20 protein-coding genes, 1 other RNA gene, 2 pseudogenes and 1 other annotated feature are annotated in these 24,217 nt (G+C 34.3%); of the genes and pseudogenes, 17 read left to right on the top strand and 6 right to left on the bottom strand.

Going from position 1 to position 24,217, the window contains the following annotated elements; all coding sequences use genetic code 11:
* Nucleotides 1–41 precede the first annotated feature (41 nt).
* The 3 genes from IGJ34_RS09015 (at nucleotide 42) to IGJ34_RS09005 (ending at nucleotide 2,879) form a co-directional block, all read left to right on the top strand.
* Nucleotides 42–848: an MBL fold metallo-hydrolase gene (locus tag IGJ34_RS09015; protein WP_069654429.1), complete on the top strand. Its 807-nt coding sequence runs from the start codon at nucleotides 42–44 to the stop codon at nucleotides 846–848.
* 265 nt (nucleotides 849–1,113) lie between these two features.
* Nucleotides 1,114–2,019: a permease gene (locus IGJ34_RS09010; RefSeq protein ID WP_206835095.1), complete on the top strand. Its 906-nt coding sequence runs from the start codon at nucleotides 1,114–1,116 to the stop codon at nucleotides 2,017–2,019.
* Between the two features lie 14 nt (nucleotides 2,020–2,033).
* Nucleotides 2,034–2,879 carry a TIGR03943 family putative permease subunit gene (locus tag IGJ34_RS09005; RefSeq protein WP_430597259.1) on the top strand — a complete coding sequence of 282 codons (846 nt, stop codon included), beginning with the start codon at nucleotides 2,034–2,036 and terminating at the stop codon, nucleotides 2,877–2,879.
* A gap of 276 nt (nucleotides 2,880–3,155) precedes the next feature.
* On the opposite strand, the pseudogene IGJ34_RS09000 reads toward IGJ34_RS09005, so the two are convergent.
* Nucleotides 3,156–3,479, bottom strand: a pseudogene (locus IGJ34_RS09000) (transposase); the annotation flags it as partial.
* Between the two features lie 133 nt (nucleotides 3,480–3,612).
* Nucleotides 3,613–6,273: a sigma 54-interacting transcriptional regulator gene (locus tag IGJ34_RS08995; protein ID WP_430597258.1), complete on the bottom strand. Its 2,661-nt coding sequence runs from the start codon at nucleotides 6,271–6,273 to the stop codon at nucleotides 3,613–3,615.
* 254 nt (nucleotides 6,274–6,527) lie between these two features.
* Between IGJ34_RS08995 and IGJ34_RS08990 the strand changes: the two genes are divergently transcribed.
* From IGJ34_RS08990 to ssrA, 10 genes are all read left to right on the top strand, one after another.
* A complete protein-coding gene (locus tag IGJ34_RS08990; RefSeq protein WP_430597257.1) occupies nucleotides 6,528–6,869 on the top strand; it encodes a PTS lactose/cellobiose transporter subunit IIA in 342 nt (113 codons plus the stop codon).
* 19 nt (nucleotides 6,870–6,888) lie between these two features.
* Nucleotides 6,889–7,191, top strand: coding sequence for a PTS sugar transporter subunit IIB (locus IGJ34_RS08985; protein WP_206850417.1), 303 nt, complete (start codon nucleotides 6,889–6,891; stop codon nucleotides 7,189–7,191).
* A gap of 23 nt (nucleotides 7,192–7,214) precedes the next feature.
* Complete coding sequence (locus tag IGJ34_RS08980; RefSeq protein ID WP_430597256.1) at nucleotides 7,215–8,474, top strand: PTS sugar transporter subunit IIC; 1,260 nt, start codon at nucleotides 7,215–7,217, stop codon at nucleotides 8,472–8,474.
* A gap of 11 nt (nucleotides 8,475–8,485) precedes the next feature.
* Entirely contained in the window at nucleotides 8,486–9,529 is a 1,044-nt protein-coding gene (locus tag IGJ34_RS08975) for a tyrosine-protein phosphatase (protein WP_430597255.1), read from the top strand.
* A gap of 254 nt (nucleotides 9,530–9,783) precedes the next feature.
* Nucleotides 9,784–10,620, top strand: a complete 837-nt coding sequence (licT, locus tag IGJ34_RS08970) for a BglG family transcription antiterminator LicT (RefSeq protein ID WP_069654713.1) — start codon at nucleotides 9,784–9,786, stop codon at nucleotides 10,618–10,620.
* A gap of 164 nt (nucleotides 10,621–10,784) precedes the next feature.
* Nucleotides 10,785–12,668: a beta-glucoside-specific PTS transporter subunit IIABC gene (locus tag IGJ34_RS08965; RefSeq protein ID WP_430597254.1), complete on the top strand. Its 1,884-nt coding sequence runs from the start codon at nucleotides 10,785–10,787 to the stop codon at nucleotides 12,666–12,668.
* 40 nt (nucleotides 12,669–12,708) lie between these two features.
* On the top strand, nucleotides 12,709–14,139 hold the full coding sequence (locus IGJ34_RS08960; protein ID WP_430597253.1) for a 6-phospho-beta-glucosidase: 1,431 nt from the start codon (nucleotides 12,709–12,711) through the stop codon (nucleotides 14,137–14,139).
* A 770-nt stretch (nucleotides 14,140–14,909) separates the two neighbouring features.
* Entirely contained in the window at nucleotides 14,910–15,386 is a 477-nt protein-coding gene (locus tag IGJ34_RS08955; RefSeq protein ID WP_206838704.1) for a GAF domain-containing protein, read from the top strand.
* 159 nt (nucleotides 15,387–15,545) lie between these two features.
* Nucleotides 15,546–15,869, top strand: coding sequence for a DMT family transporter (locus IGJ34_RS08950; RefSeq protein WP_069654915.1), 324 nt, complete (start codon nucleotides 15,546–15,548; stop codon nucleotides 15,867–15,869).
* Between the two features lie 135 nt (nucleotides 15,870–16,004).
* Nucleotides 16,005–16,372: a transfer-messenger RNA gene (gene ssrA, locus IGJ34_RS08945) on the top strand.
* Between the two features lie 142 nt (nucleotides 16,373–16,514).
* Here ssrA and IGJ34_RS08940 read toward each other — a convergent pair.
* From IGJ34_RS08940 to IGJ34_RS08930, 3 genes and pseudogenes are all read right to left on the bottom strand, one after another.
* Nucleotides 16,515–16,901: pseudogene (locus IGJ34_RS08940) on the bottom strand (transposase); the annotation flags it as partial.
* Between the two features lie 238 nt (nucleotides 16,902–17,139).
* Entirely contained in the window at nucleotides 17,140–17,274 is a 135-nt protein-coding gene (locus tag IGJ34_RS08935) for a hypothetical protein (RefSeq protein WP_276205058.1), read from the bottom strand.
* A gap of 280 nt (nucleotides 17,275–17,554) precedes the next feature.
* Nucleotides 17,555–18,421 carry a LysR family transcriptional regulator gene (locus IGJ34_RS08930; protein WP_206834792.1) on the bottom strand — a complete coding sequence of 289 codons (867 nt, stop codon included), beginning with the start codon at nucleotides 18,419–18,421 and terminating at the stop codon, nucleotides 17,555–17,557.
* Between the two features lie 123 nt (nucleotides 18,422–18,544).
* On the opposite strand from IGJ34_RS08930, the gene IGJ34_RS08925 reads away from it, so the two are divergent.
* Nucleotides 18,545–19,120 carry a DapH/DapD/GlmU-related protein gene (locus IGJ34_RS08925; protein ID WP_069654734.1) on the top strand — a complete coding sequence of 192 codons (576 nt, stop codon included), beginning with the start codon at nucleotides 18,545–18,547 and terminating at the stop codon, nucleotides 19,118–19,120.
* Nucleotides 19,121–19,418: 298 nt separating this feature from the next.
* Here the strand turns inward: IGJ34_RS08925 and IGJ34_RS08920 are convergent, their stop codons facing one another.
* Complete coding sequence (locus IGJ34_RS08920) at nucleotides 19,419–20,333, bottom strand: helix-turn-helix domain-containing protein (RefSeq protein WP_069654735.1); 915 nt, start codon at nucleotides 20,331–20,333, stop codon at nucleotides 19,419–19,421.
* 887 nt (nucleotides 20,334–21,220) lie between these two features.
* On the opposite strand from IGJ34_RS08920, the gene IGJ34_RS08915 reads away from it, so the two are divergent.
* The 3 genes from IGJ34_RS08915 (at nucleotide 21,221) to IGJ34_RS08905 (ending at nucleotide 24,206) form a co-directional block, all read left to right on the top strand.
* Complete coding sequence (locus IGJ34_RS08915; protein WP_430597252.1) at nucleotides 21,221–21,538, top strand: hypothetical protein; 318 nt, start codon at nucleotides 21,221–21,223, stop codon at nucleotides 21,536–21,538.
* Nucleotides 21,539–21,679: 141 nt separating this feature from the next.
* Nucleotides 21,680–21,727 (top strand) — a sequence feature (sodium ion sensor (DUF1646 type); this cis-regulatory element may regulate processes involved in with the transportation of sodium ions).
* 165 nt (nucleotides 21,728–21,892) lie between these two features.
* Entirely contained in the window at nucleotides 21,893–22,219 is a 327-nt protein-coding gene (locus tag IGJ34_RS08910; protein WP_430597251.1) for a hypothetical protein, read from the top strand.
* Nucleotides 22,206–24,206 (top strand): V-type ATP synthase subunit I, encoded by a 2,001-nt coding sequence (locus tag IGJ34_RS08905; RefSeq protein WP_430597250.1) that lies wholly within the window; start codon nucleotides 22,206–22,208, stop codon nucleotides 24,204–24,206. The genes IGJ34_RS08910 and IGJ34_RS08905 overlap by 14 nt, the downstream gene beginning before the upstream one ends.
* Nucleotides 24,207–24,217: the final 11 nt, after the last annotated feature.

Below are 24,217 nucleotides of genomic sequence, written 5' to 3'. Positions count from 1 at the left end.
TAATAAGAAGCTGTAGACCAAAGAAGGGAAGCGAAGAAAAAATGAGTCAGGAAAAAGCTTTTAATATCAGTATACTTGCTAGCGGTAGCACTGGTAATTCCCTTTTTATCGAAACAGAGAAGAAAAAGCTACTTATAGATGCAGGGCTAAGTGGAAAAAAGATTACATCCTTACTAGCTGAAGTCGATCGTAAACCAGAAGATTTGGATGCTATTTTAGTTACACATGAGCATCGAGATCATATTCATGGGGTAGGAGTTCTTGCTAGAAAATATAAATTAGATGTCTATGCAAATGAAAAAACGTGGGCAGCAATGGATCCATTGATCGGCAATGTTGCAGTTGAGCAAAAACATATTTTTGATATGGGCAAAGTTTTGACTTTTGGTGATATGGACATCGAGAGTTTTGGTGTTTCTCATGATGCAGCGGCTCCACAGTTTTATCGTTTCTTCAAAAATAATCGTTCTTTTGTAATGCTGACAGATACAGGTTATTGTAGTGATCATATTCGTGGAACAATCAAAGATGCAGATGCATACCTGATTGAAAGTAATCATGAGTTAGAGATTTTACGAATGGGTCCTTATCCTTGGAGTTTAAAACAACGAATTTTAGGAGACAAGGGACACTTGTCTAACGATGATGGAGCATTAACGATGGCAGATGTGATCGGGGCTCATACAAAACGAATTTATCTAGGGCATTTGAGCAAGGAAAATAATACCAAAGAGCATGCTAGGATGGCGATGGAGTCGATTTTAGCTGAAAAAGGTTTAGGTGTAAATGTTGATTTTAATGTTTATGACACAGATCCAGCATCAGCATCAGCATTATTTGCAATTTAAGAGCTAGAGAGAACATGTGAGGAAAAGTTGGTCAGGGTCGATGTGCTCTTGCAAATCACAACATACACGCGTTGTGATTTGCAAGATGCTAAAGATCCGACCTTTTTTGTTATGCAATGAATATATTATAGAAGTTTTAATTAATTTTACCGTGTCTTGAATTTTTGGCGTAGCTGCAGTATAGTTAACTATATTTTGGAATGTTAAAAAAACAGATGCAAAGAATAGAGTTGCGGGCGTTATTTTTAGCACTAGGAGGAATTAGATGTTTCAGTTTTTACCTCATTCAGTTTTGCAAATGGGCACTATTTTTTTATCGATCGTAATCGAAGCGTTACCGTTCGTCATGCTTGGCTGTGTGATATCTGGCGCATTACATGTATTTTTAACACCAGAACGAGTGAAACGATTACTGCCTAAAAATAAATTTTTGTCGATCATTGTGGGTAGTGTATTAGGTTTCTTTTTCCCTTCTTGCGAATGTGGGATCGTCCCGATTGTGCATCAATTTGTAAAAAAAGATGTGCCGACCTATACGGCGTTTGCCTTTATGATCACAGCACCGATCATTAATCCAATCGTTCTTTTTTCAACCTATATCGCTTTTGGCAATTCAGTGAAATTTGTGATTTGGCGGGTACTTGGTAGTATGTTGGTGGCACTTATCGTGGGTGTTTGGTTAGCTTATATCAATAAAGAATCTATTCTACAAGAGACTTCCTTTGATGGGACGTGTGTGATAGAGGAAGAAGAACATCAACAGGATAAAGAATCGTTTTGGCATAAATGTTGGTCTGTTTTGACTCATGGCATTGATGAGTTTTTTGATACAGGACGTTATTTGATTTTCGGTTCATTATTAGCTGCAGCGATGCAAACTTATTTACCGACTGGAGCGATGTTACAATTAGGCCATACCAAACTTTTAGCGATTTTGGTGATGCTGATTTTAGCCGCTACGTTGTCTTTATGTTCTGAGGCGGATGCATTTATTGGCTCATCGTTATTGAGTTTATTCGGTAATGGACCCGTGGTTGGGTTTTTAGTTTTTGGGCCAATGGTAGATATTAAAAATTTACTGATGATGAAACGATATTTCAAGACATCCTTTATGTTAAAATTTGTCGGCATTGTAACAGTAGTTGTTAGTCTTTATGCACTTGCAATCTAAGGAGGGAAGAATAGATGATTCGATTTTTGATTTTAATTGGCTATACGATGTTGATGCTGTTTTTACAAGTATCGGGTAGATTGAACCAATATATAAATGTTCATTACCGCTACTTAGCTATTTTATCGATGCTACTTTCTTTCATTTTGGCAATGGTTCAGTTGATTCTTTGGAATAAAGAAGAGGACAAAAAAACAGAACATCACCACCATCATGAAGACTGTCATGACCATGGCCTAAATAAACCCTATCAAAAAGGGATCGCTTATGTTTTACTAGCGTTTCCTTTAGTTGTCGGTTTTATGTTCCCAACGGTTAGTCTAGATACGTCAATCCTTGAAGCGAAAGGGTTCAATTTTCCGTTGAGTAAAGAATCTGTCGGTGATCCTGATGTTCAAACGCAATATTTAAAACCAGATACCAGCATCTATTTCGATAAAACAGATTATAATAAACAGATGGAAAAGGCTCTAACACACTACATCAAAGATGATAAAGTGACGGTTACAGAAGAAAATTATTTAGAAGTGATGGAACTGATTTATAATTATCCGAGTGAGTTTATCGGAAAAACGATTACGTATAAGGGGTTTGCGTTTAATTCCTCACAAAATGAGGAGGCCAATATATTTGTTTTCCGATTTGGCATTATTCACTGTGTGGCTGATTCCGGAGTATTTGGTTTGCTGACTCATATGCCAGAAGGACAGACTTTTAAAAACAATGACTGGGTAGAAGTGACAGGAACGATTCATTCTGGTTATTATGCACCATTTAAACGAGAGATTCCGATGGTGGATGTCACGAAGGTCAAACATGTTGAAGAACCGAAGAACCAATATGTCTATCGCTCTTTTTAAAAAGAGTTGGGACAGAATTTTACTCCTAGAGCGAAGTAGGTACTGTGTAACCTCAATTTGTTCCTTGTTGTGCTTTAGCACTTAGAATTTGATGTGATCGAAACAAAGCGTATAGTTGCTTCTGCTACCACTTTTTATTCCGATTCCATAAGGCTGAGATTTGACTCGTAGAGTTATATCCCAGCCTTATGGAATTTATTTTGGCTCTTTGTCAACTAATGTTGGTGAAGAAATCCAAAGAATTAAATCACTAATGAAGCCTAGAGGGAAATTCCTCTAGGTTTTTCTATTTGATTGAAAAAGAACAGTGCCAAAGCATAAAGTAATTCTCAATTTAAAATTATAGAAGTTACGGAAGCCATAGGCGTTTCTCTTTAATACTTTTATATGGTTATTCAAGCATTCTAATGGTCCGTTGGAATAAGGCAAATTCAACGCATTTTTAATGCCCGTTTGAACTTTTTTAAAGGTAGTAATTGTTGTTTGATAATAAGCTGAAAGCCTAGAATAGTCTTGTTCAAATAACGCAGGAAACCGTGTGTAATCTCTTGTTTGTATAGCATAGAGAAAATCCTGATAACAGGTGTAGCCAGCTTTCAATTCTTCATCATAAGGATGTTCTTCAATCAGCTCTGTATGAGCGTGAAAAGTAGCATCACATTCATGACTTTGTTTAATTGCTCAAAAAAGTGAGAGAAAATTTTTATTTTACTAGTGCATTTTGAAAAAAGAATCAAATTAAAGATTCGCACATAAAAAAAGCAGTGATATAAAAGACTTCATCTATAGGTATTGTGATAGCATAGTAGGTTTCCAAAAGTTTACTATTTTTTTTAACACTGGCTATTTCAGCTGCAAATTTATCTTGAAACGCTGTAGTTTTTGGGAAGCTACTGACACTTTTTCCTCGTTTTAAACGGTCTATCATGCAAACGACATGGCAAGCTAAACCAACTTTTATTTCATAGGAAATAGTTGGATTGATTTCTGTCGCGATTGTTTCCACCCATTCTCGAATTGAGGTTATTAGTTGCTTATCGTCGTTATACTCTAACATATCAGTAATATTCGTTCGCATCCCTTCAAAAGCAATTTCGTAATCAATAAGAGCTTGGATTTGATTTGTCTTTGTTTCATCTAACGCATCTGTAATTGTGAAATGGGGTGAATTGTAAAATGACTGAAAAGTACCAATAGTGCATATGATTTTTCCAGAATAGCTTAGGTTTGTGAGTGTTTGTTCTAATAATTTTTCATCAGTTATTTGCAACGATACAATTTCACAAACATTACCTCTTAAATTTAAACGGTTGCTGAGCATTTTCTTGATCAATTGGGCAGAGCCTTCACCTGTTGTGCATAAAGTAAGAATATATAATTTTATTGATTTTTGGTCTTCCATATTTTTCTTATATGTTGATAAGCCTCTAATATTCTTGGTAGATTCAAATACTTCATTTAAACCATGGCCAAGAGCAGCTTTTCTACTGGCTTCTAAAACGTGAAGTGTGCTGACTAGCTCAATACAGCGAATTTGACTATTTAAATTCTTTTCTAATTCATCACTAAAATTGATCAAAGAGCCCATATCTACTAGTAATAGAACATCTTTTAAGTGTTTTTTCGTAGAAAGATAGTTTTGAATATTAGTCAAGGTAGCGATTGGTTTTTCATCAAGGTTCATATCAAATCCTACGGCTATTTGTTCACCAAGAAGTTTATTTACAACGTTTGCCATACTTGTAGCAGTTGATTCACCGTGGGCAACAACAATAACTTCAACTTTCGCCTTTTTTTTTGTTTTGTTGCCATTAGATGTAAAAAAGAGTGCAAGAAAACCAGCTTCATCTTCTGGAAGTCTAACATTAAAATCAGTTTCTATAATAGAAAGACAATGTTGAGCTGCCTCAAAGTGACGAGGATGTTCTTGTTTTATCTCAAAAATTCGCGGGTTGGTGATTGTTTGTCCCCTCTTTATACGTTGAATTGTATTGTATAAATGAAGGGCAAGCCCATAACGGACATTATCCGATAGAAAGATATTCAACAGTCGGGATGCTTTTTCACATACTTTATTAGCAGTTGCAATGATTTCCGAACCGACAATCTGTTCCAAATTATCTAAATCAACGGCAGTATTATTATTATATGAACGATAATAATTGGTAATTGTCGTATCAATGATTTCAGTGGTTTGAGAAATAGTAAGACCAATTCGTTCCATGTCGCTCATTTTTTGTTCGATGATTTGATAAATATCATGTCTTTTCGTTTCTTTAGGTAAAAAGAGTGTGGTTTCTTCCTCATTGAAAAGAAAGAAGCGAGTATTCATATTTGGTAGTAGGAGCCAAATTTTTTTTCGATCTTCAGTGTTATAGAGTCCTTCACGGATATAATGAGGGAGCTCATAACTACTGATTTTAATTGTTTCTTCCTGGTGAGCAATAAAATGGGAATAGGCTTTTGCACACAATAGTTGAATATCTGCTTTTAACTGACCGACATTGTTAGGACAATGGTATCCTAATAATGCTCTAATTGTATTAGTCGAAACTTCTATCGGTGTTTTTAATTTCTTAGTCTCGGTTTGGAAAAAAGTTGAAATCAAACTTAATCGTTCTTCTAAACCACGGTCAATCAAATTAGGAATTTCAATTCGCATCGGAATTCTCCGAATAAACGTTTGCAATAAAGAGGAAGATGTATCTTCTGTGGTTGCACAAACAAGTAAAACTTGAGCGTGGCGTTCACTAGTTGTTTCACCGAGCCTACGATAAATGCCTCGATCAATAAATGTAAATAGCATTTCTTGACCTTCTGGAGGCAGACGATGGATTTCATCTAGAAATAGGATACCACCATTTGCTTTTTCTAATAAACCAACACGATTCTCATCTGCGCCTGTGTAAGCGCCTCTAAGCACTCCAAAAATAGATCCTACTAATAATTGCGGATTATTCGCGTAGTCCGCACAATTAAAGGTGACAAAATTGGAATCCGCTTTCAATTTATTCTTTGTTAACGCATAACTATAAATTAATTCAGCAAACATACTTTTGCCAACTCCTGTTTCCCCAGTTAATAAGATATGCATTCCATTTGGCGGATATAAAATAGCTGCTTTGGCTTGTTCAGCACAATGAAAAAGGCTAGGACTTTTATGGATGAAATCATCTAAGATATTTTCTTCATTTTTTATTTTTGGTGTAGTTGAAAAAAAGTAAACTGGTTTAGTACCAATTTTCTTTGCGTGTCCTAATTTGACTAATTGGTTCAGATCACTGCTGACATTTGCTCGCGAGATATTTAACTGTGCGGCCATTTCACTTGCAGTAACGGGTTCTTTTTCTGAGTATCGAGTTAGTAACTCTGCTATTTTTTCAATTCTTTTCATTTTTCCACGACCTTTGATGGATAGTGTGTTTTGTGTTCTATTCACTAAGTATAATGTTACGAGATAAAATAGTCAAAGTTGTGTTTTTTATTTATGACAATGTGTTTTGTAGATGAATAGAAATGTGTTTTATTTTTATAGATTGCGAAACACATATAGAACGATTATTAGTCGATCAGCATTTCAATTGTTTGGCATGATTATTGCATATATAACTATGAAAACTTATTTAGTGTTTGAAGGGAGAAAGACAAATGATTTCAGAGACAGATGTAATGCAGATTATTGTTTACGCAGGTAATGCCAAGTCATTGGCAATGAATGCAATTAAAGAGGCAAAAGGTGGAGAAATAGCAAGTGCGAAAAAAATATTTGAGGAGAGTAAACAAAATTTAAAAGTTGCTCATCAGCATCATACAGATATTTTACAAAAATTTGCGAGTCATCCAGAAGAAACAGCTAATATGTTTTTGACTCATGCACAAGATCACATGATGGCGGCGATAACAGCCACAGATTTTACAAAAGAATTTATTGATTTACATGAAGAACTGCAACAATTGCGTATATTATTTAAAGAAGATGCAAAAAATTAAATGAAAAAGGATGATTAGGATGAAAATTACATTAGCATGTGCAGGCGGAATGTCAACAGGAATGTTAGTTAAAAAAATGGAGGATTATGCGGACTCACAAGGAATTGATGCAGATATTTCTGCTTGTGGACTTAGTGAATTAGAAGAAAAAGTATTGGGATCAGATATTATTCTATTAGGTCCTCAAGTTGGTTATCAACTGGAGGATGTAAAAAAAGAATATCCAGATATTCCAGTACTTGTCATTGAAATGATGGATTATGGCATGATGAATGGAGAAAAAGTTTTTAAAAAGGCTCAAGAGGTTATTGCACCTAATTAGGGGTAGTTAAAGGAGGAAGACGAATGTCTGAAACAAAAAAAAGTTCATTTATTAACGGATTGAATGTTTTTGTCAATAAGTTTTCAAATAATACGTTTGTTAAAAGTATAGCGAACGGCATGATGATGACCTTGCCGATTACAATAGTAGGAAGTCTTACAACGATAATTGGCATGATTCCGGGGTTACCTGAGCTTGTTTTGAAAGCTTGTTCTTTGGGAACGTCTATTTCGAGTAATTTAATTACAATCTACGTGATTATTGGTATTTCTTGTGCAATGGCAAGAGAGAAAAAAGGGGATACGATTGCTTCGATTATTTTGTCTTTAGCAACGTTCTTCGTTTTAACACCAATAACTGCTTTTGATATTGGAAAAGAAAAACCTGTATTGGCTTTTGAATTGACTTATCTAGGATCAAAAGGAATCTTTGTCGGAATGATCGTAGCGTTGGTTGTCACTTGGATTTTTGCTAAGATGGTGGAAAAACGCATTACATTTAGAATGCCTGATAGTGTACCAACCGCAATCGCTAAGACTTTTGAAGCAATTGTTCCTGCTGCAATTATTTTTATCGTTGCTATCGTGATCAGTACCGCATTTGCTGAAACTAAATTTGGGAATATTCATGACTTTATTTATACTAATCTACAAACACCACTAGAAGCTTTAGGTGGATCTGTTTGTTCAGCGTTATTTATTATGTTTCTATCAGAATTATTGTGGTTCTTCGGTATTCATGGAAGTATGGTAGTAAGTTCTGTGATTGCAGTTTTATTTACAACACAAGCATATGCAAATATGGAAGCAGTAGCAGCAGGAGAAGCAGCTACAAACATTATTAACTCATTTTTCTTAGATGCATTTAAAGGCCCAAGAGCGTTAGCATTAGCAGTTATTTTAGTTTGGATGAGTAGAAGTGAAAAGTTTAAATCAATCGGGAAAATTTCCTTAGTTCCTAGTATATTTGGAATCACTGAACCAATGAAATTTGGTATTCCTATGATTATGAATGCAGTCATTTTTATTCCCTTGACTCTTTCAGCAGCTGTTTGCGTAGGAATTGCTTACTTGGCAACGATTATTGGTTTTCTACCAGTTATTAGTGTTAATGTTCCTAAAAATTTACCGACATTCTTATCTGGTTTTATGGCAGCAGGTTGGCAAGGATTAGTCGTTCAACTGATTCAATTTGTTGTGGTATTATTACTGTATTTGCCATTTATGAAAAAATTAGATAGTCAAGGGATTGCAGAAGAAATAGCAAACCTTGAGAAACTTTAGGAGCGTGAAAAATGCAAACACTTCAAGTGAAAAGAGATGCCGATCAATTATCAATCTATATACCAGAGGTAGCAGAACTTCCTGCTAAAATTTATTATGGAACTGACATTTCAGTAATAAATAATACTTGCTATATCGAATTTGCAAGAAAAGGATGGCAAAGTTTTAAAGATCCTAATCCTAAAACACGCCTTTATTTTAAATTAGAAATAGATTCAGAGTTATTTATCGGAGCAGAACGGCGCTTGCCTTTAAATAATTTATATAATTGTCGTGACATGGGAGGCTATTATACAAAGGAAGACCGTTTAACACGCTGGGGAAATGTTTATCGTTCAGATGCTTTACATCAAATAGAGGAGACGGGTCAAGCCTATATTGTGGGAATGGGAGTGAAGACAATTGTTGATTTTCGTTCACCAGAAGAAATATCCAAAGATCCAAATAAATTGATTTGGACAAGTGAGGTATTCAATTTCAATCCTCATGCAGACATTGCACAGCAAGCTAGTACGCAATCTGTTTCAAGGAAAGATGAAGAGAAGATAGCTCAATTAGAAATAATGGTTCAAACTCAAGAAGGTAAGGAACAACTGATCAAAAATCGAAATGTAATGATCAAACAAATGGAGCAGCTAGTTTTAGGAACAAATGCAATCAAAGCGTATAAGCAATTTTTTAAAAAGCTTTTAGAAGACGATGTAACTCCACTGATCTTTCATTGTCAAGGTGGAAAAGATCGAACAGGCTGGGCAGCGGCTTTATATTTAGGTGCTTTAGGAGTTGACAAAGATCAAATCTATCAGGATTATTTACTAACAGATAAAATGAATGCGCCAAGAAATGCAAAAAGAATGGCTATCTACAAAAAATATACAGAAAATGAAGACGTGTTAGCGTTTCTAAGTTCTTTGCAGCAAACGAGAAAAGATTATCTGGATGGGGCTTACAACACCGTAGAAAAGCACTATGGCACGATAACTGATTATTTAAAAGAAGAATTAGAACTAGATAATGGACTATTAGAAAGACTAAAAAGTAAATACTTGTATTGATATACAACTATTATTAGCAAGATAGAATAACTAAATCTGTCTTGCTAATGTCTATTTATTGTAAGTAATGATAGTATTGAATAGAAGTCACCTTTTTTTTAGCTAAAAGATGTTTTTCACTTTGTTGACAACGCTTTATTTTCATGTTTTAATAACAAGAGAAATCAAGATTGTTACTGAATGTTCAGGCTATACTTTATTTCTTTTTGTTAACATTAATTAGCTAGCTGATCTAATCTCATTGAGGAGATATTATGAAAGTAAAAAAAGTAATCAACAATAATATTGTAAAGTCTCTTGATGCTGACAATAATGAAGTACTAGTGATGGGGAAAGGTATTGGCTTTAAAAAAAATGTCGGTGATGTTATTGAGGATGTTCTTGTTGAAAAAGTATATACAAGTAATCCCGATTTAAATACAAATAAGCTCACTCAACTACTTTCCAATGTTCGTTTAGAACATTTACAGGTTGCTAATGAAATTATAGGATTTGCTAAAGTTTCCTTAGGCAAAAAGTTGAATGAAAATATCTATCTTACATTAACTGATCATATCGATTATGCAATTGAGCGACATAATAGTGGACTCCCCGTTAGAAACGCACTACTTTGGGAAATCAAGCGTTTTTATAATCATGAATATTTAATCGGAAAAGAAGCATTGAATATCATATCCAATCGACTGAATATTTCACTTCCAGAAGATGAAGCTGGTTTTATTGCATTACATATCGTAAATGCAGAACTAGATTTGTCACAAGTGAGTCAAGTGTCTGAAATGACAAAAGTCATTCAAAAAATCATTAATATTGTGAAATATCATTATAAGACCGATTTGGATGAATACACGCTAAATTATGAGCGATTTATTACCCATTTGAAGTTTTTTGTTCAACGTTTGTTTAGTGGAATAGAATTGGATAAAGATAAAGATGAAGGCTTCTTGTTTATGTTAAAGGAAAAGTACCAAGAAGAATACCTTTGTGCGTTGAAAATTCGTGAGTATATAGGAAAAGAATTTGATCGAGATCTGCAAGAGGATGAGATGATTTATCTGACTATCCATATCAGAAGAATAACCAACAATTAAAGGATTGTTACTGCGTCAAAGCAGGCTATACCTAAGAAAAATCTCTTTTAAATGAGAGGTTTCTTAGGTATTTTTTTATGGATTTCTGTTTATAGTAAAAGTCTATTACTTGTTTAAAATTAATTAACTCTAAGATTAAACTTTTAAAATTAGGAGGATAAATGATGAATTATCAAGAATTAGCTCAAACGATTATTGAAAAAATTGGTGGAGAGAAAAATATTTCTGGTTTAACACATTGTGCTACAAGATTACGTTTCAATTTGAAAGAAGAAGGAAAAGCACAAACAGACCTATTGAAACAAACAGATGGAGTGATGGGGGTTGTTTCAAAAGGTGGACAATACCAAATAATTATTGGTAGTGATGTAAGCAGTGTCTATAAAGAAATTTTAAAAGAAATACCTGTCTTAGATGGAGAGCACGTTGAAGCGAATGAAAAGGACGAACGTGGTACAGCTTCGAAAATTATAGATACGATTACAGGTATATTTACACCTATTTTGCCGGCGATTACTGCTGCCGGAATGTTAAAAGCTGTTTTGTCTCTTTTAGTTGTTTTTAATGCGATCGACAAAACAGGACAAACATATATTATTATCGATTTTATGGCAGATTCTGCATTTTACTTTTTACCTATTCTGTTAGCAGCATCGTCTGCCCAGAAATTTAAAACAAATATGTATCTAGCTATGATGGTTGGAGGGATTTTGTTACATCCAAACTTTGTTGGAATGGTGAATGCCATTAAGGAAGCTGGTGAAGGTGGTATTCATCTTTTCGGATTACCAATATCTGCAGTAACCTACGGATCATCAGTTATTCCGATTATTTTAGCGGTCTGGTTTATGTCTTTTGTTGAACCGATGGCGGATAAAGTATCACCTAAAGCAATCAAATTCTTTAGTAAACCGTTGATTACGATTGCAATTGTTGGAACTGTTTCTTTAGTAGTTGTTGGACCGTTGGGTTATTTCATTAGTGACGCCATTTCAAATGGAATCAAAGCATTGGAAAACTTTAGTCCGTGGTTAGTTCCAACGATTATTGGTTCGTTGACACCATTATTTGTAGCAACAGGAACACATTACGGTTTAGTACCGATCGGGATTAACAATCGTATGACAAGCGGCTATGATAGCGTGATCTATCCAGGAATGTTAGCATCGAACCTAGGTCAAGGAGCTGCTTCTTTGGCTGTAGGTGTGAAAAGTAAAGATTCTTCGATTAAACAATTAGCAGCTTCCGCTGGTCTAACAGGTTTGTTTGGCATTACAGAGCCTGCTTTATATGGGGTTAACTTGAGATTTAAAACACCTTTATATGCAGCAATGATTGGTGGAGGATTCGGTGGTTTATTTATGGGCATCACACGTGTTAAGAATTTTACTGGAGGTTCACCAGGCTTATTGACACTGCCAAGTTATATTGGTGATGATACGCTGAAACATTTATATATGGCTTGTATTGGTGCAGCCATCAGTATTGTGCTTTCATTTGTCATTTCCTATATTTTATACAGAGACCCAGTGACTGAAACTTCAAAAACAACGATTAAAAACAGCGAAGGAAACACCATTTCTAAAGAGAATGTTATCACAGAAGTTGTCACACCGATCAAAGGTGAAGTAGTGGACTTGAAAGAAGTTGAAGACGGAATGTTTTCAGAAGAAATTTTAGGAAAAGGTTTTGCAGTAAAGCCTATAGAAGGTGTTGTCTATGCACCAGTTTCAGGAACAGTAACTGCAGTGTTTGATTCCAAACATGCAATTGGTTTAACGAGTGATTCTGGTTTGGAGCTCTTGATTCATATTGGGATCGATACTGTTAAATTAAATGGTGTAGGATATGAATACTTTGTTGAAAAAGGTCAAAACATTAAAATAGGGGACAAACTTATTGAATTTGACTTAGAAAAAATCGCTGAAAAAGGCTATAATATAATTACGCCTGTTGTTTTAACAAATTCAACTGATTTTGGTGATATTATTACTTTAACTAAAACTTTGGCTGAACCAGGAGAACAAGTAATGAAAGTCATTCGTTAATAAGACTTTTATTCAAATAAATTAGTGGAGGATGAATGAAATGGCATTTAGAAAAGATTTTTTATGGGGCGGCGCAACAGCTGCCAATCAATGTGAAGGTGGCTATAAAGAAGGCGGACGTGGGTTAGCGAATGTAGATCTAGCACCTGTTGGACCAGATCGTTTTCCAGTGATCACAGGCGAGAAAAAAATGTTTGCGTTTGATGAGGACCATTTTTACCCAGCTCAAAATGCGATCGATATGTACCATCGTTATAAAGAAGATATTGCACTATTTGGCGAAATGGGTTTTAAGACGTACCGGTTATCGATTGCTTGGAGTCGTATTTTCCCTCTAGGAGACGAAACAGAGCCGAATGAAGAAGGCTTGAAGTTCTATGAGGATTTGTTCAAAGAATGCCGCAAACACAATATAGAGCCCCTTGTAACCATTACGCACTTTGACTGTCCAATGCATTTAGTAGAGAAATATGGCGCATGGCGCAGCCGTGAAATGGTTGGCTTTTATGAGAACTTATGTCACGCGATTTTCAACCGATACAAAGGCTTAGTAAAATATTGGCTGACCTTCAATGAAATCAATATGATTTTACACGCACCGTTTATGGGCGCTGGTCTTTACTTTGAAGAAGGCGAAAACAAAGAACAAGTCAAATATCAAGCGGCTCACCATGAATTGTTGGCAAGTGCAATCGCAACAAAAATTGCGCATGAAGTCGATCCAGAAAACCAAGTGGGCTGTATGTTAGCGGCAGGCACAAACTATGCCTATACTTGTAAACCAGAAGATGTTTGGGCAGCGAAAAAAGCGGATCGTGAGAATTTCTTCTTTATCGATGTGCAATCTCGTGGGGAATACCCAGCATATGCACTGAAAGAGTTAGAACGTGACGGGATTGTATTACCGATTGAAGAAGGTGATTTGGAACTACTGAAAGAACATACGGTAGACTTTATTTCATTCTCTTACTATTCATCTCGTGTGCAATCAACAGATCCAGCAGTCAATGAAAAAACAGCCGGCAATATTTTCGCTTCAGTGAAAAACCCATATTTAGAAGCAAGCGAATGGGGTTGGCAGATTGATCCGTTAGGATTGCGTGTGACAATGAATGACTTGTACGATCGTTATCAAAAACCATTATTTATTGTTGAAAACGGCTTAGGTGCTGTTGATACACCAGATGAAAATGGCAATGTGATTGATGATTATCGAATCGAGTATTTAGCAGCGCACATCCAAGCGATGAAAGATGCGGTAGAGCTAGATGGCGTCGACTTATTAGGGTACACAACATGGGGCTGTATCGATCTTGTCTCTGCCGGAACAGGCGAAATGAAAAAACGCTATGGTTTTATCTATGTCGACCGCGATAATGAGGGAAATGGCACCTTGAACCGTTCGAAGAAAAAATCATTTGACTGGTACAAAAAAGTGATTGCGACGAATGGAGAAGATCTGACGAACTAGATCTATTTCAATAAAAAATAGCAAAAGGTAAGGACGAATTTTGATACTCGTTCTTACCTTTACTTATTTGTTAATAAATAGACAGCGAAGAAGAAGGAGAATATCTCTTGGTTCTAAATAACTAACTTGATATTATTTGCGAGATGCTTATCAAAAATATACATAAAAAAGTTGTCTTGAACAAAAATCGATCAGGACAACTTTTTGATTATAATTTACCATAGTCATGTTGATGTTTTGGTGTATATTTCAAAAATGAATAGGCAGCAATAGTGATTGCCGATAGAGTTGCTCCTGTAACGAATATTTTTTTCATAGAACATCCTTCCTTTCAGTTAGAAATAACAACTATATAAATCAAGTGCAAAAGTTCTGCACATACGTGGACGGTAGGATTCGAACCTACACCTCATCAGGTCGAGAATAAACATCCGTTAGTCCTCAAAGAGTTTTAACACCACGTTCATCCACAAAGTTATTGGCTGTTTACCATGATTAAACTATACCCTTAACAGATTAAATCAAACATAAAAAAGCTTGAAAAAAGTGTGAATTCGTTTGAATTTGCTATGAAGAGTATGAATATATTACCGAATAAAAAAACAAAACCGTATGTTAAAACAGCTTCACTATATCAAGCAGGTAAAAGGTAGTATTCAAATTTTATAAGCAGAAACCGATAGTGAAAAGAAATAATAAGTCTATGGTATAATAAGTAACAATTAATAAATTTCTTATTTATAAAACATAGAAAAGAGTGTGAACTGAAAATGTGGAAAACCAAAGAGGAAAAGAGCGCGACATACCAACTTTTAGTACAACAACAAGCCGTGATTATTGAAATTGAGCATGACAAAATCGCTAATCTTGCTAATTCTTCTGCACTACTAGCAGATGCATTACCTAATACCGTTTTTGCTGGTTATTACTTGTTTGATGGAGAAGAACTAGTCTTAGGTCCTTTTCAAGGGAAAGTTTCATGTACCCGAATTAAAATGGGAAAAGGTGTATGTGGAGAATCCGCAGAAAAGTGTGTAACATTGATAGTTGATGATGTAAAAAATCATAAAAATTATATCTCTTGTGATTCAGCTGCTCTATCCGAAATCGTTGTACCAATGGTCAAGGACGGAAAATTACTTGGCGTTTTAGATTTAGATAGTTCCGTAACACATGGTTATGATGAAATAGATCAGGAGTACTTAGAGCAATTTGTTCAAACGCTTTTAAAAGATACAGATTTTTAGGAGAGTACGAGCAAGCTTTTCGCTTAAGCTATTTTTACTTGAGATAATGTTAAACATAGATAGAGTGGATGATATCCAGGTTAGAAATATACTTGAATTTTAAGAACGATTTTATGAAACAGTATTTGTTGCAAGTAGACGAGGAGGAAAACTTTTTTGATAGGGTATGGATATCTTTTTATCGCTATAATAAGCGAAGTTATTGCGACAAATTTATTAAAAGCGACAGATGGATTCAGCAAATTATTGCCATCAGTTGAATGTTTGGTTGCGTATCTTGTCTGTTTTTATAGCTTATCTAAAGCAATAAAATATATGCCTTTAAATGTAGCATACGCATTATGGGGAGCGATTGGAATTATTTTGATCACGATTTTTTCGGTTGTATATTGGAAAGAACAGATCAATACACCAACAATTATTGGTATTGGTTTTATCATTATTGGAACGATTCTAGTCAATACTTTTGGAACGGGGCATTAATTTTTTGTCCAGAAATTACTCAAAGAGTGTTATTCGGCTGTAATAGAAAGGTAAAGAAACAAAAGCTGATCCTTTAAAATGCCAGAAAATTATGTTATACTATTAAAAGCGTATATTATGCTATTTAATCTTAACGGGGACGTTACGGATTCGACAGGCATAGTTGAGCTTGAATTGCGTTTCGTAGGTTACGTCTACGTAAAAACGTTACAGTTAAATATAACTGCTAAAAACGAAAACAATACTTTCGCTCTAGCTGCGTAAAAACAGCGGGTGAAGATCCTCCCGGCATCGCCCATGTGCTCGGGTAAGGGTCTCAAATTAAGTGGGATACGCTAAATTTTTCAGTCTGTAAAATTTAGAAGAGAACATCAGACTAGCGAGAGTTTGGGCCTGTTATGCGGCATAAACTTCAGCGAAGCCTTAAAATAGTATGACTATGAGCGTAGAAGTTTAAGTGACAATGTGTTTGGACGCGGGTTCGACTCCCGCCGTCTCCATTTTTAGTAAATGTGAGAAGAAAAGTTGAAACGTAAAAACAGTTATAAATACCTGTCTATTGGTATTTATAGGCTCTTTGTCAACTAATGTTGGTGAAGAATTCCAAAGAATTAAATCACTAATGAAGCCTAGAGGGAAATTCCTCTAGGTTTTTCTATTTGATTGAAAAAGAACAGTGCCAAAGCATAAAGTAATTCTCAATTTAAAATTATAGAAGTTACGGAAGCCATAGGCGTTTCTCTTTAATACTTTTATATGGTTATTCAAGCATTCTAATGGTCCGTTGGAATAAGGCAAATTCAACGCATTTTTAATGCCCGTTTGAACTTTTTTAAAGGTAGTAATGGTCGTTTGATAATAAGCTGGAAGCCTAGAATGATCTTGTTCTAATAACGCATGAAACCGTGTGTAATTTCTTGTTTGTATGGCATAGAGAAAATTCTGATAACAGGTGTAGCCAGCTTTCAAATTTTCATCATAAGCAAGTAACAGATCTACGAGTTCTATTTCTGTTAAATAGGCACGGAAGGAAGGACTTCTGGCAAGGTGAGTCGATTGATTTTTTTCGGTTCGTAAAACTGTTTCAATACGCGATACACAGAAGAAACGGAGACTTTTTTTGACGGGCAATTTCGCTCATAGTCGTGGTTTTTCTTAAACGATTGGCAATCGAGAGCTTTACATTATTCGAGATCGAACAACACTTTTCGATAAGATTTGTTTCAGCGACAAAGGTTCTATCACAAGAATGACAGAAGAAAGGTTGTTTCTATAAGCGTAAATACGTTTGGTATTCAGAAACATCATTGACTAAAATCAGACCCGTTGTAAAGTTCCAACGAATAATCGATCCGTCTTCTTTGGCACCACAATGAGGACAGGAGTGGGCTAAATAGTTCAGCATATCGGCTTTAGTCGACTTAATTCTAAAGGTTATCAGGGTGTCTTTTCTAATAGTTTGTATAAAAAAATAAAAAAAGATGCCGGTGATTGTTCACCAACATCAGAAAGTATAGAGCCGTTATAAATGCCTGACTATTGGTATTTATAGCTGTTTTTTATTTTCTCATTAAGTCTAAATAAGCCTTAACGAATAGATTTTTAAAAATGTAACCATTTCAAATGAAGTAAAAATTTGTTGTAAAGTACAGATTTGATTCTTTAATAAGTTGAGGCAGAGAGAATTAAACCAATTTTAGTAGACGTAAAAATTCTTTTGAAGCACGTGAAAAAATTTTATCTTTTTTCCAAACGATAGTGATATTCGCAGTTAATGCTGGTGAAAAGGGAATAAAGGTTAGGTTTGTATTCGCCGTATTCACAATACCGTCAATGCAAAGGGCACTTGCGACACCTTCTTTTACCAGCAGTGAGGCATTATAAAGTAAGTTATATGTACCAACAACATTAAGGAGTTCGATATTTCCTCCAAACCATTCAGACAGTTGTTTATCAACTAGTGATTGATTTGAAATGAGTAAGGGAGTGTCCTTAAGATCATTTGGTGTGACTGAACTTTTCTTTGTTAGAGAATTTGATTTATTGACTAAAATCCCCCAATGATCAATGACAGGTAAACGTAGATAGTCATATTTTTGCTTTTCTACAGGATCAATAACAAGTCCGAAATCTATTAGCCCTTTATCAATTTTTTGCAAGACATCATCAGCATTTCCGCTATAAAGATGTATGCCAATTTCTGGATAGGTATCTCTTAGTTTATGCAAAATAGTTCCAATAAACGTAAATGCTTGTGTTTCTCCTCCGCCAATTGTTATTTCTCCAGTTATGATATCATTTTTGACAAGGTTTGTTGTTGTTGACTCAACTAAAGCTAGAATTTCTTTTCCTCTGTTCATTAAATAAATACCATCTTCTGTCAACGTGATTGATCGATTTCCTCGGATAAATAGTGTAACATCTAGCTCTTCTTCTAATTCTTTTAATTGTTTTGACAGAGTTGGCTGAGACAAATGTAAAACCTCAGCAGCTTTACTAATTGTTTTTTCTCTTGCAACAGTTAAAAAATAAGTTAACACACGAAGTTCCATGTAATACTCCTTCCTATAACTAAAAAGAATAGTTGCGTATAAGTTATTAGTATTAGTTAAGTATAAACGATTCAGGTATAATTTAGATAGTATAAATTAAAAGGACACTAGGAGGTAAAAGGAATGACAGATAGTGATTTACAAAAGAAAATTGTAGGGAAAGAGATTTTAAAAGATTCACCTCTATTCAACGAAATTCATTTGATAAAAAAAGAGAACGAGCAACTGATCATGATGCTGAATGCGCAATATTATCCTAATGAAGAGATCTTACAGTATTTAGAGAAAATTACTGGCCAAACAATTGCTTCATCAGTAACAGTTTCACAGCCATTTTACAGTGATTTTGGCAAGCATATCACGTTTGGAAAAGATATATTTATAAATCAAAATGTGACCTTTGTAGATTTAGGAGGCATTATGATTGAGGACCAAGTTTTAATTGGTCCAGGATCTAGGTTAATCACAGTTAATCATTTGATTTCTCCTAAAAATAGACGCGGAATCAAAGTAGAGCCTATACGTATTAAGAAGAATGCATGGCTTGGAACAAATGTGACTGTTTTACCTGGGGTTACAGTTGGAGAAAATTCGATTGTTGCTGCGGATTCTACAGTGACAAAAGATGTTCCAGATAATGTAATCGTAGTAGGAAGTCCAGCTAAAGTGATAAGGAAAATTGAGGAAGAGGAAGTATAAGAGTCTTTAGAGTTTTATTTTTCTAAGCAAACTATTTTTTAGGAAATCATAAAAAATGACGTTTATAGGCAAAAAAATGCAGTTGTTGAACCTGAGTGACGTACAACGCATCAAATAAATAGAAAAGTAAGTTTATAAATAGAAGTGCAATTAAAAATATTTATTAACTAAAGGGTTGATATTTATAACATTGTGTAGTATTATAAATATACCCTAATAGTATTTTCATTTTACTCAATCCGAGTAATACTCCTTATCCCATCTTGAAAGAGATGGGATATTCTTATTTTTACGTAAACTAAGATTCTTTTAATAACCCGACTGCATAGTTATTTAGCATTTTTTCACTGTCTCGTTCATGTATCAGCATCTTCACTTCTTTTTTTACCTGTTCGGCTTGTAACGTATCACCTGTGTTTTCTAATAAATGTATAAAATCATACACACGTTCCATATAAACAGGCTCACCTTCAATAATATAGTTTAACAGATTAGTTAGATACTGGAGGTTTAATTTAAAACTGTAATTTTCATTCTGTTTATCTTGCTTTTTTGCAAGTTTTATATATTTTTCTGCGCTCTCATAGTCTTTTGCATATAACCGCATTGATATTAAATTGATAAGGATATTATGAGCAAATTTTTTAGTTGTAAAATCTCGTTGTTCTTCATATTTTATCGGAAACATCCGTGCAAGTAATAGATCAGATTGTTTTGCATTGAAAAAGCGAGCCAGATTTGCAGTAATAATATAGTCATATTGAAGGTAAAAAGATTTATTTAATAAATCTTCAAAAATATTTGTTATTTCCTCAGAAGTTACAGAATCAACTTCTTCCCAATGCGCATTGAAAAAGTTTTTAATCCCAATATAATTTGATAATTCTCGCAGTGTTTTTTTATTGTTGGCTTCTAATGAAAAATAATAGTTAAGTAATTTTTGTTTGGTACTCTTATTTTCTAGATGAGCACCGCAGTAATAAAAAATCTCTCGGAAATCTTGTTGGCGCTTATCAAAAGTTGTGAAACTAAAAAATTCGTCGACACTAATTGAAGTTTGATTTAAGATTTCTTCTAATTCATTTACCTTAAGAGAGCGTTTACCACTTTCAATTTTAGAATAGGTGGAGGGATCAGTATATTCAGACATCATTTCTCTTTGAGTTAACTTCAATTTCAGTCTGAAAAAACGTAATGTTTCTATGATATTCAAGACTTTCTCTCCCTTCTTATGCGATTATAGCATGAAACGAGTAGAAAATTCATATTTTTAATAAAAAAGTGAATATTTTATTTGTTTTTAATGCCAATTTCGCACTTTTCACGTTTACTACTTTATTTTTCGGCCCTTGTTTGTTATTCTTTACCTAAGGAAAATTATTTGTTTGCAAACGTTGATTTCAAAAAAAGGAAGTGGAGGTGTGTTAATGATTTCATTAATAGCAGTTCTTACAAGCGTTATTTCTGTATATGTTGTTACAGGAGGAGTCTAAAACATATTTAAACTATTTCATTTTTAAGTAAAGCAATTTTGTAAACAAACAATTTAACTAAAAAAACTAAAATGTATAAGTAAAAAGTGCGTACCAAAAAAAGTGCAAAATAATAGTTTCTGATTTACTTTTCCTGTTGAATGAAGTAAATCAGAGGCTATTATTTATTTTTTTCAATTATTTCTTATAAGAAACGGTATATTGTTCTATAGTGTATTTGTTTGCCAACGTTTTTGAAAAGGGTTTTTCTTGAACCAATTTGATGTAGTTAAAAATGCAACTCCAGTCTCAGTTGGTTTCTCTCTGGATATAACGTCTTTGTCGTAGGTTAAGGCAATCGATTCAGAATAGTAATAAGAGTTATTCCTGTATTATGGAATGTAGTGGTTACTTTGATTAAATGCTATTTCTCCAATCGTAAAGAATATATTCTTTTTTCGTTTATATCAATAGCCTGTATTGATGAACAAAAAGATCTGTGTAATCATTTTTTATACTTTCAATAGTAAAGACGTGGTTAAAGATTTTTTGAATCTCATTGAAGATTGTTTCTCCTCCTTTTTTTTGATATGATAAAATGACAGAAGCGATTAAAGGAGTAAAGAACATGAAAAAGATTACAACTAAGATGTTTATCAGCTTGTTGGAAAATAAAGAAGAACGATTTGCGGTTATTATCAATCATTGGTTTTATTACATAGAAAAAGGTCGTGTCTATCGATTTCAGCAACACTCTAATACAAAAATGTTAACCATAGTGGGTTCATTTTATGAAGATGAAATAGATAGTGAAACGATGGTTGTTGAGCTAAAAAAAAGTATTATCAATCAAATTCAATATGACTGGTTTACGGATGTCTGGATGGAAACGATTGTTGAACGTGTTAGTCGTTCTCCGTATGATTTGGAAGTTTTCTTTTTTTAGAAATCTAAAAATAGTTATCCAAACTTTACTTTATGTCGTAAGTGTTTTGGGTTGTTTTTCTTCTTTTCGGATAAAGGATACTCGTAAAGCGGTTGTAATATTTGTTTTTTTTTGCTAAGATAAGAGCATATTAATAAAAATGGTTGGGCGCAAGCTTCAAGGATCAAGTTCTTCAAGGGGTGAGAAGAACGGTTTTTTGAACTTACGTCCTTTTTTTGTCTACTCAAAAAATAAGGGAATAAGTTGTGTTCTTAAAGAGTAAAAGCACGAGTTATTCTCTTTTTATTTGTAAAAAGAAGGCTAGGTTCAATAAGTAATATGATGACTAGATCATCAAATGATAGGGGTGAAAAAATGGTTTTAGAAGCATTGGATAGAATCCGTGAGGCTGAAGATAAAGTTGAAAAAATGAGACAAGTTGCCAAAGAAGAGCTTGGAAAATATGAGAAAAAAAAGTCAGAAGAATTTCAGAGAAGACAGGAAAAAAGTCAAGCAAAAGTGACAGCGTTACTTCACGAATTAGAAACACAACAAAATGAAGAACTTCAAAAAGATAAAGAAATTTTACTAAGCGAAGCGAAAGAACAAAATCAAAATTTTAGAGCAAAATATGAAAAGAACAAAGAAGCGATTATCGATCATGTAATAGAAAGGGTGAAAAAAGTCTATGGCAGTCAATAAAATGGAAAAAATGACGATCATTGCGGCCGCTGAAAGAGAAGAAGAGATTCTCCAAGCAGTTCAAGGAATGCAAGCAATTGAGATCAAAGATTTTTTTCATTCCAATGTAGATAGCTCTTATCTAGAAAAACACTTTTCGACAACTTTTCTGGAAACTGAAGAAAGTAAAAAGAATCATTTCCAAGCCTTATTAACAGAAATTCAAGATTCATTGACATTTATTGAACGTTTTTCAGAAAGTACATCGAAAAAGAAATCAATCAAAAGACAAATCCGTACATTACATTCTTTAGAACAAGATTTTGATGAGCAGATTATAAGGAAGTATCTAAAAGAAATAACCTCACTGAAAAGTAAGCTCACACTGATTGAGACAACTAGAAAAGACTTGTTATCAAAAGAAAAATGGTTGGCTCGCTGGCAATATTTAGATATTATTCCAAAAGAAAATTCTTCTGAAAGTACAGATATTTTGTTAGGTTCGATTAGTTCAGCCAGTCAGATAGATTTTTTAGCAGATTTAGAATGTCTTTCCTCTGTTTATGTAGAAGAAATCTATCAGAGTCAAAATCACGTATATTACAGTTTGATTTATTTGAGAAGTCAATTAGCAGACTTGGATAAAATTATAAGTAGGTATAGTTTTATCCAATTTGAATATCCGTATGATATTTTACCAAATGAAGCTTATCAAAAAAATAAAGAAGAATTAGCTTCACTTGTTAAAGAAGAGCAGCAACTGAAAAGTAATTTAGCTTCTTATCGCAATCATTTAGCAGAAATATATTTAGCTGAAGAAATGACCTATGCGTTTATTAATCGAGAAGAAGCTAAGAAACATTTGTTGAATACGTCTTACTTTTTTATCATGCAAGGTTGGATTCCTGTGGATGAGAAACAGCAATTGTCTACAGCGTTACAACGAGTATTACCCAAGGAGGAAGTATATATCGCTTTTGACGAGCCAACCAATGATGAGATTCAAGCGGATATTCCAGTAAAACTGAAAAACAATTCCTTGGTAGCACCATTTGAGATGCTTACTGAGATGTATAGTTTGCCAAAATATGACGAAATCGATCCGACACCAATCATGACACCTTTTTATATGGTATTTTTCGGAATGATGGTAGCAGATATTGGATACGGTTTGTTGATGTTGTTTGGAGCATTCCTTGCGTTGAAGTTGATGGTTTTACCACGAGGAATGAAGCGCTTTGCAGATTTCTTTCTAATACTATCGTTTCCAACAATTGTTTGGGGGTTTATCTATGGATCTATTTTTGGGGCCACGTTACCGAAAGTGTTTCTAGGAATCGATTTACCATTTCCGATATTATCCACGACAGAAGACGTGAACACCATTTTAATTTTATCTGTTATTTTTGGGTTTGTTCAGCTATTGACAGGATTGATGGTCAACGGAATTGAATTGACGAAACGCAAGCGTTACTTAGAAAGTATAAGTGAGAGCTTTGCATGGCAGGGTTTGTTGATAGGGATTTTGATTGTAGTAGTGGGTATGCTGATTTTCAGTAATGATGGTTTGGTTACAGCAGGAATTATTGTGGCAGCTATTTCAGCCTTATCAATCGTCATCGTTCCAGTTATCCAATCTAAATCAAAAGTAAAAGGATTCGCTAAAGGACTATATGGATTATATGGTTTAACTGGTTATATAGGTGATTTAGTGAGTTACACACGCTTGATGGCTTTGGGGATTTCAGGCGGAAGTATTGCAGCCGCTTTTAACATGCTAGTAGCATTCATGCCACCAGCGGCGCGGTTTACAGTGGGTATCGTATTAATCATTGCCCTGCATGCATTGAATCTTTTTTTAAGTTTATTAAGTGCGTATGTTCATGGCGCGCGTCTGCAGTACGTAGAGTTTTTCGGGAAATTTTATACAGGCGGTGGTCGTGCTTTCAAGCCGTTGAAAACAGAAGAGAAGTACGTAAATATTGAAAAAACAAAAGTAGAAGAATAGTGGAGGAATAA

The organism is Enterococcus sp. AZ177, from assembly GCF_050544585.1.
In the GTDB taxonomy this organism is placed as follows: domain Bacteria; phylum Bacillota; class Bacilli; order Lactobacillales; family Enterococcaceae; genus Enterococcus_L; species Enterococcus_L plantarum.
The sequence above is the reverse complement of the archived record's forward strand: the minus strand, read 5'-3'. Positions and strand labels throughout refer to the sequence as shown.

What these genes read in the sequence shown, in the direction of transcription:
- IGJ34_RS08910 (WP_430597251.1), top strand. Translation starts at nt 21,893, where the DNA reads ATGGTTTTAGAAGCATTGGATAGAATCCGTGAGGCTGAAGATAAAGTT.
- IGJ34_RS09010 (WP_206835095.1), top strand. Translation starts at nt 1,114, where the DNA reads ATGTTTCAGTTTTTACCTCATTCAGTTTTGCAAATGGGCACTATTTTT.
- licT (WP_069654713.1), top strand. Translation starts at nt 9,784, where the DNA reads ATGAAAGTAAAAAAAGTAATCAACAATAATATTGTAAAGTCTCTTGAT.
- IGJ34_RS08930 (WP_206834792.1), bottom strand. Translation starts at nt 18,421, where the DNA reads ATGGAACTTCGTGTGTTAACTTATTTTTTAACTGTTGCAAGAGAAAAA.
- IGJ34_RS08925 (WP_069654734.1), top strand. Translation starts at nt 18,545, where the DNA reads ATGACAGATAGTGATTTACAAAAGAAAATTGTAGGGAAAGAGATTTTA.
- IGJ34_RS08960 (WP_430597253.1), top strand. Translation starts at nt 12,709, where the DNA reads ATGGCATTTAGAAAAGATTTTTTATGGGGCGGCGCAACAGCTGCCAAT.
- IGJ34_RS08955 (WP_206838704.1), top strand. Translation starts at nt 14,910, where the DNA reads ATGTGGAAAACCAAAGAGGAAAAGAGCGCGACATACCAACTTTTAGTA.
- IGJ34_RS08915 (WP_430597252.1), top strand. Translation starts at nt 21,221, where the DNA reads ATGAAAAAGATTACAACTAAGATGTTTATCAGCTTGTTGGAAAATAAA.
- IGJ34_RS08995 (WP_430597258.1), bottom strand. Translation starts at nt 6,273, where the DNA reads ATGAAAAGAATTGAAAAAATAGCAGAGTTACTAACTCGATACTCAGAA.
- IGJ34_RS08905 (WP_430597250.1), top strand. Translation starts at nt 22,206, where the DNA reads ATGGCAGTCAATAAAATGGAAAAAATGACGATCATTGCGGCCGCTGAA.
- IGJ34_RS08990 (WP_430597257.1), top strand. Translation starts at nt 6,528, where the DNA reads ATGATTTCAGAGACAGATGTAATGCAGATTATTGTTTACGCAGGTAAT.
- IGJ34_RS09015 (WP_069654429.1), top strand. Translation starts at nt 42, where the DNA reads ATGAGTCAGGAAAAAGCTTTTAATATCAGTATACTTGCTAGCGGTAGC.
- IGJ34_RS08935 (WP_276205058.1), bottom strand. Translation starts at nt 17,274, where the DNA reads ATGCTGAACTATTTAGCCCACTCCTGTCCTCATTGTGGTGCCAAAGAA.
- IGJ34_RS08980 (WP_430597256.1), top strand. Translation starts at nt 7,215, where the DNA reads ATGTCTGAAACAAAAAAAAGTTCATTTATTAACGGATTGAATGTTTTT.
- IGJ34_RS08985 (WP_206850417.1), top strand. Translation starts at nt 6,889, where the DNA reads ATGAAAATTACATTAGCATGTGCAGGCGGAATGTCAACAGGAATGTTA.
- IGJ34_RS08975 (WP_430597255.1), top strand. Translation starts at nt 8,486, where the DNA reads ATGCAAACACTTCAAGTGAAAAGAGATGCCGATCAATTATCAATCTAT.
- IGJ34_RS08965 (WP_430597254.1), top strand. Translation starts at nt 10,785, where the DNA reads ATGAATTATCAAGAATTAGCTCAAACGATTATTGAAAAAATTGGTGGA.
- IGJ34_RS09005 (WP_430597259.1), top strand. Translation starts at nt 2,034, where the DNA reads ATGATTCGATTTTTGATTTTAATTGGCTATACGATGTTGATGCTGTTT.